Below are 12,940 nucleotides of genomic sequence, written 5' to 3'. Positions count from 1 at the left end.
GCGGGTTGCATCGTCGGCGGGTGCCGGCGTCGAAAAACCGTCGCACACAATCGGATCGTGTGCTCTTCTCCTTCGACGGGCGCGGAATGTGTGTGTGAAGACGACCATGTCGTATCTTTGTGTTTCCCGTGTGCGAGGGGAAGCGTTCCTCCCGGCGACCGCACTTTGCGAGGGTGCGCGTGATGCCGATCTGTAACATATTCGTGATCTGGGGTCGATGGACACGTTCGAGGAACGGACCGCCGGAAGCCGTGGGGGGCGGTATCGGTACGACGATCCGCCGGCGCGGAGGAAAAGTTAGTGGCGCAACCATGTCGAGTGGTTGTGGGATCGCTTCGACAGGGAGAAGGAATTGAGCGTCGGGTTCGAAGAGTTCATCGATGAGAACGGGCGGATCAGGCTGCCGGAAGGGCAGACCCTGCTCGATCACCTCGAGGGGAACTTCGCTTCAAACGGTGACGACCTCGCCTACCGGTACATCGACTACTCGCGGGAACGCGACGGCGAGGTGCACGAGCTGACCTGGGATCAGTTCGGTGTGCGCATCAAGGCCATCGCCGCGCGCCTGCAGCAGGTCACCGCTCCCGGCGACCGTGTCGCGATCCTCGCTCCGCAGGGCCTCGACTACGTCGTGTCCTTCTTCGCCGCGATCTACGCCGGTACCATCGCCGTGCCACTGTTCGATCCCGACGAGCCCGGCCACACCGATCGTCTGCACGCCGTTCTCGGCGACTGCACCCCCAGCGCGATTCTCACCGCCACCTCGTCCGCGGCCGGCGTGCGGCAGTTCTTCCGCCCGCTCCCCGCTGCGCAGCGTCCCCGCGTGATCGCCGTCGACGCCATCCCCGACTCGGTCGCCGAGTCCTGGAACCGGCCGCCCATCGGCACCGACGACATCGCGTACCTGCAGTACACCTCCGGCTCGACCCGCGTTCCCGCCGGCGTCGAGATCACCCACCGCTCGGTGCTCACCAACGTCATCCAGATGGCCGACTCGATCGAGCTCAACGAGTCGTCGCGCGGCGTGACCTGGCTGCCGCTGTTCCACGACATGGGCCTGCTCACGGTGATCCTGCCCGCGGTCGGCGGCAAGTACATCACCATCATGAGCCCGCGCGCCTTCGTGGCCCGGCCGAGCCGCTGGATCCGCGAGCTCGCCGCCGTCTCCGACGGTGCCGGCACCTTCGCCGCCGCCCCGAACTTCGCGTTCGAGCATGCTGCGGCACGCGCGGTCCCCAAGCCCGGCGAAGAACTCGACCTGAGCAATGTCATCGGCCTGATCAACGGCAGCGAGCCGGTCACCACGTCGTCGATGCGCAAGTTCAACGAGGCCTTCGGCCCCTACGGTCTGCCCCGCACGGCGATCAAGCCGTCCTACGGCATGGCCGAGGCCACCCTGTTCGTCTCCTCCACCCGTCACAGCGACGAGGCGAAGGTCATCTACGTCGACCGCACCGCACTCAACGCGGGCCGGGTCGTGCGCGTCGAGCCCGACGCCGAGAACGCCATCCCGCAGGTCTCCTGCGGTTACGTCGCGCGCAGCCAGTGGGCCGCGATCGTCGACGCCGAGACCGGCACCGAGATGCCCGACGAGCAGGTCGGCGAGATCTGGCTGCACGGCGAGAACATGGGCATCGGCTACTGGGGTCGCAAGGAAGAGACCGACAACACCTTCCACAACCGCATCACCAAGCGCCTGGCCGAGGGCAGCCACGCCGAGGGCACCCCGGACGACAGCAAGTGGCTGCGCACCGGCGACTACGGCGTCTACATCGACGGTGAGCTCTACATCACCGGTCGCGTCAAGGACCTCGTGATCGTCGACGGCCGCAACCACTACCCGCAGGACCTCGAGTTCTCGGCGCAGGAGGCCAGCTCCGCGCTGCGCCCCGGCTTCGTCGCGGCCTTCGCGGTGCCGGCCAACCAACTGCCGCGCGAGGTGTTCGACAACGACGCCTCCGGCCTGCAGTTCGATGCCGACGATTCGTCGGAGCAGCTCGTGATCGTCGCCGAGCGCGCTCCCGGCGCCGGCAAGGCCGATCCGCAGCCGATCGCCGACGCGGTGCGTGCCGCGATCTCGTCCCGGCACGGTGTCACCGCCCGCGACGTGCTGCTCGTGCCGGCCGGTTCCATCCCCCGTACGTCCAGCGGAAAGATCGCGCGTCGGGCGTGCAAGACCGCATATGTCGAGGGAACGCTGCGCGGCGGTTACCAGCAGCAGGCCTTCCCGGACAGCGTGTAAGAACGAATGTCCTCTTTCCCGGGTAGCGTGGTGGGTTGATGTCTGACACTGAAATGACGGTTGCGCAGCTGCGCGAATGGCTGCGCAACTGGATCGCCGACGCGACCGGACAGCCGGTCTCCCAGATCTCGGACGATCGTCCGATGGAGGAGTTCGGACTGTCCTCCCGGGACGCCGTCGCCATGGCGGGCGAGATCGAGGAACTCCTCGGTGTCACCCTCAACGCGACGATCGCCTACCAGCACCCGACGATCGCGTCGCTCGCGACGCGCATCATCGAAGGTGAGCCCGAGGCACCCGCCGAGGACGACTCCGCCCTGTACACGGTCGGTGCCGCGGCGGGTTCGAAGGACGTCGCCATCGTCGGTCTGTCCACCCGTTTGCCGGGCCACGTCGACACCCCCGAACAGATGTGGGAGCTGCTCGCGTCCGGACGCGACGGCATCTCCGATCTGCCCGAGGGCCGCTGGTCGGAGTTCGAGAACGACCCCGCCGTGTGGGAGTCGATCCGCAACGCCAACACCAGGGGCGGCTACCTCGACGACGTGAAGGGCTTCGACGCCGAGTTCTTCGCGATGTCGCCGCGCGAGGTCGAGATGGTCGACCCGCAGCAGCGCCTCGCGCTGGAGCTGACCTGGGAAGCACTCGAGCATGCGCACATCCCGCCGAGCGACCTCAAGGGCGGCTCGGTCGGTGTGTTCATCGGCAGCTCGGCCAGCGACTACATGCTCCTCGCGGTCGGTGATCCGTCCGCAGCGCATCCCTACGCGCTCACCGGCACCTCCACCGCGGTCATCGCCAACCGCGTGTCGTACTTCTACGACTTCCACGGCCCGTCCGTCACGCTCGACACGGCGTGCTCGTCGTCGCTGGTCGCCGTGCACCAGGCCGTGCGCGCACTGCGCAACGGCGAAGCCGACGTCGCCCTCGCCGGTGGCGTCAACATGCTGCTCGCCCCGGCCGGCACCCTCGGCTTCGACGAACTCGGCGTCATGGCACCCGACGGCCGCATCAAGGCGTTCTCCGCCGACGCCGACGGCATGATCCGCGCCGAGGGTGGCGGTCTGGTCGTGCTCAAGCGTCTCGAGGACGCCGAGCGCGACGGCGACGACATCCTCGCGGTGATCGCCGGTTCGGCCGTCAACCAGGACGGCCGCTCCAACGGTCTGGCCGCTCCCAACCCCGAAGCGCAGGTCGACGTGCTGCGCCGCGCCTACCGCGACGCGCAGATCCTGCCGTCCGGTGTCGACTACATCGAGGCGCACGGCACCGGCACGGTGCTCGGCGACCCGATCGAGGCCGACGCGCTCGGCCGTGTCGTCGGTCGGGGGCGTGAGGACGACAAGCCGGTCCTGCTCGGTTCGGCCAAGACCAACTTCGGTCACCTCGAGTCCGCCGCCGGTGCGGCCGGTCTCATCAAGGTCGTTCTCGCGATGCAGAACGATCAGCTGCCCCCGACGCTCAACTACACCGCGCCGAACCCGTACATCCCGTTCGACAGCGCGCACCTGAAGGTCATCCCCGAGGGTGCGAAGTGGCCGCGCTACACCGGTCGCGCCGTCGCCGGTGTGTCCGGATTCGGTTTCGGTGGCACGAACGCGCACGTCGTCGTGCGCGAGTACACCGGTCCCGAGGGGCTCGAAGCGTCCGAGGCCGAGGTCGAGGTCCTGCCGGAGGAGATCCCCGCCGCCGCGGAGACCACCGAGCAGGCCCGTGAGCTGCCCGTCCTGCTCGCCGTCTCCGCTGCGATGCCGTCGCGTCGCCGCCGTGCCGCCGCCGATCTCGCCGACTGGCTCGAGACCGAGAAGGGCAGCACGACGCCGCTCGCCGACGTCGCCCGCACGCTCGCTCGTCGCAACCACGGCCGGTCCCGCGCGATCGTCGTGGCGAGCAACCACGGTGAGGCGATCGCCGGTCTGCGTGCCGTCGCCGCCGGCAAGCCCGCGCAGGGCGTGTTCACCGCCGACGCTCCCGCCTCCAAGGGCGCGGTGTGGGTGCTGTCCGGCTTCGGTGCCCAGCACCGCAAGATGGCCAAGCAGCTGTACCTAGAGAACCCGGTCTTCGCGGCGGCCGTCGACGAGGTCGACGAGCTGATCTACGACGAGTCGGGCTACTCCATGAAGGAGAAGTTCCTCGACGACGCGCAGGACTACGACGTCGAGACCGCGCAGGTCGGCATCTTCACGATCCAGATCGGTCTCGCCGCGCTGCTGCGCCACCACGGTGCCGAGCCCGCCGCGGTCGTCGGCCACTCGATGGGTGAGGCCGCCGGTGCCTACATCTCGGGCGGACTCTCGCTCGAGGACGCCGTGCGCGTCATCTGCTCGCGCTCGCGTCTGATGGGTGAGGCCGAATCCGGTCTGACCGGCGACGACATCCGCCTCATGGCGCTCGTCGAGTACAGCGCCGCCGAGATCACCGACGTGCTGCCCGACTTCCCGCAGCTCGAGGTCTGCGTCTACGCGGCGCCGACGCACACCGTCATCGGTGGCCCGCAGGAACAGGTCAACGCGATCGTCGCGCGTGCCGAGGCCGAGGAGAAGTTCGCCCGGGTCCTGCAGACCAAGGGTGCGAGCCACACCTCGCAGGTCGATCCGATCCTCGGTGAGCTCGCGGCCGAGCTCGCCGGCATCGAACCGCACCGCCTGAAGGTCGACCTGTACTCGTCGGTCGACCAGGAGACGCTCTACCGCGCAGGTCACGACGGCATCCACGACGTCGAGTACTGGACCAAGGGCATGCGCCACAGCGTGTACTTCACGCAGGCGATCCGGCAGGCCCTGTCCGACGGGCACACCACTTTCGTCGAGCTCAACGCCAACCCCGCGACGCTCATGTCGGTCGCGGCGACGGCCTTCGACGCCGGTGTGCAGGACGGCCAGTTCATCCAGACGCTCAAGCGCAAGGAGGACGAGTCCCTCGGGGTGCTGACCGCCCTCGCGCAGCTGTACGTGCACGGGCAGTCGGTCGACCTGAAGACCCTGCTGCCGGAAGGCGGCTACGTCGACCTGCCGCGCACCGCCTTCATCCGCAAGCCGTACTGGGTCGAAGCCAACATCGGCACCTCCGGCAACGGCCGCGCGCCCGGCGCCCGCGTCGCACTCCCGGACGGCCGCTACGTCTGGGAGGTGCAGGCCTCCGCCGTCACCGACGCCGCCGAGCTGGTCGTCGCGGCGGCCTCGCAGGTGCTGTCGGATGTCACGCTCACCGCGTCCATCCCGCACACCGGCGTCCCCGCGACCGGCACCCTCACCACGACGCTCACCCGGCACCCGGGTGGCGCGTCGCTGCAGGTGCACGCGAACGCCGGCGACGGTTTCACGCTCGTCCACGAGGGTGTCGTCACCTCCGGTGAGCCGCTGCCCGCGCCCGTCGCGGTGGCCGCGAAGCCGGCCGTGCAGGCCGAGGAGATGCCCGAGGTCGTCGAGTCGTTCGGCGACAAGTGGGATCCGAGCGGATCGCAGAGCCTCGACGACCGCCTGACGCTGATCGTCGCCGAGTCCATGGGCTACGCGCCCGAGGATCTACCGGCCGAGATCCCGCTCATCGAGCTGGGCCTCGACTCGCTCATGGCGGTCCGCATCAAGAACCGCGTCGAGTACGAGTTCGACATCCCGCAGCTGCAGCTGTCGGCGGTCAAGGACGCGAGCCTGCGCGACGTCGCGAAGTACCTGCGGTACGCCGTGGAGAACCGCGAGGAGGTTGCGCAGCTCGCCGAGCAGCAGGCCGCCGAGAAGGCAGCCGAGCGCGCCGCCGCTGCGAACGGAGACGAGCTCCCACAGGCAACGGAGCAGGTCGAGCTTCCCCAGCTCGAGGACACCACCGCGGTGGGTGAGGCCGAGCAGATCCTCGCCGACGCCGAAGCGCAGACCGCGGCCGAGACACCCGAGCCGGAGCAGGAGTCGAGCGGGGTCGACGTGCCGCCGCGCGACGCCGCGGAACGGTTGACCTTCGCCTCGTGGGCGGTGGTGACGGGCAAGTCGGCCAAGGGCATCTTCAACCCGCTGCCGAAGCTCGAGCGTGATGTCGCCGAGAAGCTCGCGGCACGGCTGACCGAGCGGGCCGAGGGCGAGATCACCGTCGACGATGTGCTCGCCGCCCCGACCATCGAGCAGCTCGCCGAGACCGTCCGTCAGCATCTCGAATCCGCCGATCGCATCGACGGACTCGTGCGCACGCTGCGGCCCCGCGCCGAGGGATCGGACACCGTGCCGGTCTTCGTCTTCCACCCCGCGGGTGGTTCGACGGTCGCGTACGAGCCGCTGCTGCGCCGCCTGCCCGCGCATACCCCGGTGTTCGGTTTCGAGCGCACCGAGGGCCCGATCGACACTCGCGCACAGGCGTACCTGCCGCTCATCAAGGAGATCCAGGGCGACGGCCCGTACGTGCTGTGCGGCTGGTCGCTCGGCGGTGTCCTGGCCTACGCGGTGGCCCGTCTGCTCCGCGAGGAGGGCAAGGACGTGCGTCTCGTCGGTCTCATCGACACCGTCATGGCCGGTGAGAAGGTCGAGGACACACCCGACGAGATCCGTAAGCGCTGGCAGCGTTACTCGGCGTTCGCGAAGAAGACCTACGGGATCGACGCGCCGCTGCCCTACGACCTGCTGGCCGAGGCCGGCAGCGACGAGGAGCAGATCGGCATCCTGATGGGCCTGCTCGAGCTGAGCGGGGCGCAGATCCCCGGTGGCATCATCGAGCACCAGCGCACGTCGTGGCTCGACAACCGCGCCATCCAGACCGCGGAGCTGCTGCCCTACGACGGCAAGGTCGTGCTGTACATGGCCGACAAGTATCACGACGACGCGATCGATCTCGAGCCGGCCTTCGGGACCCGGCAGCCCGACGGTGGGTGGGGCGAGGTCGTCGCGGATCTCGAGGTCGTGCACGTCGGCGGCGATCACCTGCAGATCGTCGACGAGCCGTACATCTCGAAGGTGGGGGAAGACCTGACCCGCAAGCTGGCCGACATCGAGGCCTCGAGGAGCTGAACGAAGAAGTGAGCACCACGGCACAGAAGCTGGCCGAGCTGCGCGAGAAGCTGGAGATCGCGAAGGAGCCTGCCGGCGAACTCGCGATCGCCAAGCGCGCGAAGAAGGGCATCCCGAGCGCTCGCGAGCGCATCGACATGCTGCTCGACAGGGGCAGCTTCGTCGAGATCGGCGCGCTGATGAAGACGCCCGGCCGCGACGATGCGATGTACGGCGACGCCGTCGTCGTCGGGCACGGCACGGTCGACGGCCGCCCGGTCGCGGTGTTCTCCCACGACCAGACCGTCTTCGGCGGCAGCGTCGGTGAGATGTTCGGCCGCAAGGTCGCCGCGGTCCTCGACTTCGCCCTCAAGATCGGTTGCCCCGTCGTCGGTATCAACGACTCCGGTGGTGCCCGCGTGCAGGACGCCGTCACCTCGCTTGCCTGGTACGGCGAGATCGGCAAGCGTCACGAGCCGCTGTCGGGCCTGTGCCCGCAGATCTCGGTGATCGTCGGCAACTGCGCCGGTGGTGCGGTCTACGCGCCGATCAACACCGACGTCGTGGTCGCCACCGAGGGTTCGCACATGTTCGTCACCGGCCCGGACGTCATCAAGGCGGTCACCGGCGAGAACGTGAGCCTCGAGGAGCTCGGCGGTGCCCGTCAGCAGGCCGAGTACGGCAACGTGCACCACGTCGCGCCCGACGAGAAGGCCGCTTTCGAGTGGGTGCGGCAGTACCTGAGCTACATGCCGTCCAACGCGCAGGAGAAGCCTCCGATCATCAATCCCGGTCTCGAACCGGAGATCACGCCCGACGATCTCGAACTCGACACGTTCATGCCCGACGCCGACAACTCCGGCTACGACATGCACGACATCCTGCTGAAGATCTTCGACGACGGCGAGTTCCTCGAAGTCCGCTCGCAGACCGCGCCGAACATCATCACCGGCTACGCGCGCGTCGACGGTCATGCCGTGGGTGTCGTGGCGAACCAGCCGCTGTACCTGTCGGGTGCGCTCGACGCGGCCGCCGCCGACAAGGCAGCGCACTTCGTGCGTGTCTGCGACGCCTACGACATCCCGCTCGTGTTCGTCGTCGACACCCCCGGCTTCCTGCCCGGTGTGGAGCAGGAGAAGATCGGCGTCATCAAGCGTGGCGGCCGCTTCCTGTTCTCGTACGTCGAGGCGTCGGTCCCGAAGGTGACCGTCGTGGTCCGCAAGGCCTACGGCGGCGGCTACGCCGTGATGGGTTCGAAGCAGCTCGGCGCCGACATCAACTTCGCGTGGCCCACCGCGCGTATCGCCGTGATGGGTGCCGAATCGGCTGTCGCGGTGATCGGCCGCCGGCAGATCGAGGCCGCAGGCGAGAACGCCCCGGCGGTGCGCCAGCAGCTCATCAATTTCTACAACGAGCACGTGGCGACGCCGTACATCGCGGCCGAGCGCGGATACGTCGACGCGGTGATCGAGCCGTCGACGACCCGCCTCGAGATCCGCAAGGCGCTCACCCTCCTTCGCGACAAGGAAGTGTTCAAGAACCCGCGGAAGCATCACCTGCTGCCGCTGTAGAACAGCCGGAGAACCCGCGCCGACGGGGTCTGTGCACTAGGACGTGCGCAGGCCCCGTCGCGCGTATCCGACGATCTGCTCGACCTCTGCGTCGGCGTCGAAGGTGGAGGCGTCCCGCCACAACAGATGTTCCATCACCGCGAGCAGCAGGATCGACGTGGTGAGCGAATCCCGTTGCGGGTCGGCCGATCCCAGATCGGCGATGGGTCCGGCAAGTACCTCCGCGACCGCCTTCTCCAGATCTTCGCGCACCTTCGGTGCATGCGATCGGCCGCCGGCGGAGGACACGACGTTGCGGGTGGCGGCGGCGATCTCGGGATCGACGGCCTGGTTCAGGACGGCCGCGATGCCGGCGCGCAGGGCGGCCTCGGGGTCGGCGGCCTTGTCGATCTTGTGACGCAGATACCGGACGAGGCGGTGTCCGCCCTCCTCGACGACGGCGTCGACGAAATCGCCCTTGCTCTTGAAATAGCGGTAGAAGGCGTCATTGGAGAGTCCCGCGGCGGCGACGATGTCGGCGACGCGCGCGGGTTCGCCCCGGGTGAGCAGTTCGCGTCCGCACCGGATCAGGGTGTCGACGTCGCGGCTCGCGGCCTCCTGTCGGGGCGTCAGGCTTCGCTTCACGGCCTCGGAGGCGCGGGGGGACAGGGTCGACCCGGCTGAATTCTCGGTGGTCACCCGCTCATTCTAGATAACCGAAACCCGATTCTGGGATGCTCCGACCCGGACGCGGCCGGAAGATCAGGGAACCGTCCAGCTGCCGACACCGGGCAGGTACGTGAAGCCCGGGGCGGTCACACCACGGCGACGATGCGACCGGTCCCTGTCACTCGTAGACGCGCATCGGCGCGGGCTTCCACAGACCCGACCTCGTCACCTCGGTGGTGGTCAGTTCGGCCGGCTGCGCATTCGGGTAGAAGCGCACGTACCGCTCCACCGAACCCCAGTCGCGACCCCAGTCGTTCTCCAGGTAGGTGGGCACCTGCTCGGGCCGCGCCAGGACCTCCGCAAAGCCGAGCGGACCACCGTTGTCGGCGGACTGCCAGGTGTCGGTCGACGACACCGCGAGCGGACGGTCGGGGAGGACCCGGTAGTTCGGCATCTCGGCGACACCGGCCCAGTGATCGAACGGCCGCTGGCACGGGAACTGCAGACCCACGGCCCAGTCCAGCAGGAGCGGCTGCTCGGAACCGAGCTGGGCGTCGAGCCGCTCGAGGGTCGGGACGCGCGGCGGCGTGAACGCCAGCCACTGGTCGCCGGTGAGATTGGGATCGTTGGCGACGATGCGGACGGCGTCGACGTCGTCGGGCAGGTCGGCGAGCGGCACACGCAGGTTCCGCCACGACGGCGCGGGGCCGATGTCGCGCGGCAGGTAGGTGCCCTTCGCCTCGACGCTGCCGTCGGCCTGGCGGGTGCCGTACTCGACGAGCAGCGACTGGCCGTAGGTCAGGGCACCGGTGTCGTCGTACGACCAGATGCGACCGGCCGCGGAGATGATCACCAGCGGCGTCTCGTCGGTGATCTCGGGCAGGGCGTACCAGCTGGAGGTGAGCGCGGCGGGTTCCTGCACACCCTCCTGGTAGCTGCCGAGCACGGGGGTGACGGCCGGGTCGAGCCCGAAGGGCAGGCGCACGGTGCTGCCGTTGACGGTCTGCTCACCGGAGCCACCCGTGGTGCCGCCGCCCGCGCCGGTCTCGAAGGTCGGGCCGACGCTCTGGTTGTCGGTGTTGCCCTGGCCCGGCTTGACCTCGACGTAGTCGGCGGTCAGGTCGGACGGCACGCCGTCGGGAGTGAAACCGCGCGGCGCCGCACCGGCGAGCGGGTCGTCGTTCGCCGGCGGGTCGGCGGGATCGATGATCGGTTCGAGGCGTCCCTCGTTGGGGTCGGCCTCCACGAGTACGTCGTTCGCGAGACCGCAGGTCTGCCCGGCGACCGCCCCGATGTTGGAGCGGGCGAGCGAGTACGCCGGGTACTGCGACACCGCACCCTTGAGCAGCGACAGCACCTCGAACAGCACCATCACCGCGGCGACGACCGTGAGCGGCGCGGCCGCGAGGGCGCGGATCCGCCGGCCCTTCTTCGTCTCGGGCGACTCCGGTGGCGGTGCGTACCCCTCGCGGAGGTACTGCCACGCGACGAGCACGAGGGCGAGACCGAACAGGATCAGGAACAGCGAGCTGGACTGGTAGCCGCTCAGCGAGACGGTCTTGTCGAACCACGGCACGCCGTAGCTCGAGACGTACCACCAGCCGTTGATGCCGGCGAACGACACCGCCAGGACGAACAGCAGTCCGGCGAGGAAGATCGTGCGGTTGCGCCGCGACCGCAATGCGCTCGCGGAGACCACGACGGCCGTGACCGTCGCGAGCGATCCGGCGATGCCCGCGTACGCCCCGAAGTGGTGGGTCCACTTCGTGGGGTTGAACATCATGAAGAAGATCGTGCCGAAGACGATGCCGAGCAGACGCCAGGTCGGGCTCACGGCGACGCCGGGGATCCGGCGGCGGCGCAGCAGCACGAACAACGTCGTGAACAGGCACAGCAGCATCGTGAGGAACGCGAAGCGGCGCGGCAGCGACCCGTCGACGGTCTGCACCATCAGGTAGTAGTAGCGGAGGAAGTCGTTCCACCACTCCTCGTTGGGTCCGATGATGGTGCGCACGCGGGTCGCCTCGAGGACCGCGGCGAGGGTCTGGTCGGAGAACACCACGACGAGCACGAGCAACCCGGCGGCACCGATCGGTGCGAGCAGTGGCAGGGTGCCCACCTCGCGGTGGCGGCGCACGATGATCCGCGTCATCGGCCGGATACCGGCGATGAGGGCGGCCACACACATCAGGCCGGTCGGTGCCGCGGCGAGCGTGAACGCGCCGATGATCACCGCGGTCGCGGCGGGCAGCAGACGACCGGTCGCGATGGCGCGCTCGATCGAGCACCAGGTCAGCAGCGCACCGAGAGCGACGATCGGCTCGGGCCGCAGACCGTTGTTGTAGGGGAGCCAGAAGGCGAGGAAGACCAGTCCGCCGGTCCACAGTGCGATGCGGTTGTGCCGCACGGCCCGGCCGAGACGCGGCACCACCTCACGGCTGATGACCATCCAGCACAGGATTCCGGCGATCAGTGCCGGGATGCGCATCCACGGGCTGGCCGTGGAGATCTTCGCGAACGCCGCCAGCACGTCGTAGTACCAGCCGAAGGGCGCTTCGGGGACACCGAACCAGCGGAAGTAGTTGGCCATGTAGCCGGAGTTCTCCGACACCCGGGCCATGGTCAGCAGGTAACCGTCGTCCGAGGTGTTCGCGCCGAAGAAGTGCCAGCCGACGAGCGTGAGGACCACGACGACGTCGACGCCGGTGAACTTCCACCAGCGGGCAGGCAGGAAGCGGCGGTGACCGCGACCGTCCGTGCCGTCGAGCTTGGCCAGCGCGCCGAGCGCGAGTGCCGTCGACAGCACCGCCAGGACCATCGCGAGGGACTTGACCAGCGTCGGCGACGACGTGAACCGGGAATCGACATCGACGATGACGTCGAGGCCGGGAACCGCGGTGGGCAGGTCGCTGAACACGCCCACGACGAGCGGCCGCAGGTCGCCGGTGAGCTCACCGGACCGCGGGTTGCCGTTCTCGTCCGAGAGGCCGACGAACTCGGCGGTGGTGCGTTCGGAGTCGGAGAAGATCTGCAGTTCGCTGCACGCACCCGACTCGACGTCGGCGCGCGGCGCGGTCGCGACCACCACGTTGCGGTCGAGCACGTCGACGTTCTCGGCGCCGACCCGCACGAACATCGCGTTGAGCGCCGCGTCCTGCCCGTTGGTGGGGGCCGTCGCGAGCAGCATCCCGCCGTCGCCGGGCATCTCCGCGACGGCACTGCACGGCACGGTGGCCCGGAACTGGAGGGGAACCTGCGACATCAACGGCAGTTCGACGTCGGTCGCCGCCGCGTCCTGCGGCCACGACATCGTCGCCTCGGTCACGCGGACCGGGAGGAACGGTGTGGCCAGCGCCAAGATCATGCCGAGCAACCCGGCGACGACGGCGACGAGTCGCGCGGTCCGGTACCGAGTGCGAAGGTCCTCGCCCATCGACCGTGGGGCGGTCGGAGCGGGCGCGGGTGAGGTCGTCACGTCGTCGGGCACGGGAGTCGATGGTATCCGGCGACGT

At 69.0% G+C, this 12,940-nt stretch carries 5 protein-coding genes; 3 read left to right on the top strand and 2 right to left on the bottom strand.

Going from position 1 to position 12,940, the window contains the following annotated elements:
* Window positions 1-352 precede the first annotated feature (352 nt).
* From fadD32 to ACNJ7K_RS05520, 3 genes are read left to right on the top strand one after another with little or no spacing between them, the layout of a single operon-like run.
* Window positions 353-2,242, top strand: coding sequence for a long-chain-fatty-acid--AMP ligase FadD32 (fadD32, locus tag ACNJ7K_RS05530; RefSeq protein ID WP_060652455.1), 1,890 nt, complete (start codon window positions 353-355; stop codon window positions 2,240-2,242).
* A gap of 53 nt (window positions 2,243-2,295) precedes the next feature.
* Window positions 2,296-7,230, top strand: a complete 4,935-nt coding sequence (gene pks13, locus ACNJ7K_RS05525; protein WP_487041558.1) for a polyketide synthase Pks13 — start codon at window positions 2,296-2,298, stop codon at window positions 7,228-7,230.
* An 8-nt stretch (window positions 7,231-7,238) separates the two neighbouring features.
* Window positions 7,239-8,780, top strand: coding sequence for an acyl-CoA carboxylase subunit beta (locus tag ACNJ7K_RS05520; protein ID WP_120281080.1), 1,542 nt, complete (start codon window positions 7,239-7,241; stop codon window positions 8,778-8,780).
* A 36-nt stretch (window positions 8,781-8,816) separates the two neighbouring features.
* On the opposite strand, the gene ACNJ7K_RS05515 is transcribed toward ACNJ7K_RS05520, so the two are convergent.
* Both ACNJ7K_RS05515 and ACNJ7K_RS05510 read right to left on the bottom strand, forming a co-directional pair.
* Window positions 8,817-9,458, bottom strand: coding sequence for a TetR/AcrR family transcriptional regulator (locus ACNJ7K_RS05515; RefSeq protein WP_230789721.1), 642 nt, complete (start codon window positions 9,456-9,458; stop codon window positions 8,817-8,819).
* Between the two features lie 148 nt (window positions 9,459-9,606).
* The gene (locus tag ACNJ7K_RS05510; RefSeq protein ID WP_268654995.1) at window positions 9,607-12,915 is read right to left on the bottom strand and encodes an arabinosyltransferase domain-containing protein; all 3,309 of its coding nucleotides are present in this window, start codon (window positions 12,913-12,915) and stop codon (window positions 9,607-9,609) included.
* Window positions 12,916-12,940: the final 25 nt, after the last annotated feature.

The sequence above is a fragment of the Rhodococcus shunpengi genome, from assembly GCF_048381395.1.
Lineage (GTDB): Bacteria > Actinomycetota > Actinomycetes > Mycobacteriales > Mycobacteriaceae > Rhodococcus.
This window is presented reverse-complemented; position numbering and strand designations above follow the sequence as displayed.

Coding starts and splice junctions, on each gene's coding strand:
- pks13 (WP_487041558.1), top strand. CDS start 2,296: ATGACGGTTGCGCAGCTGCGCGAATGGCTGCGCAACTGGATCGCCGAC.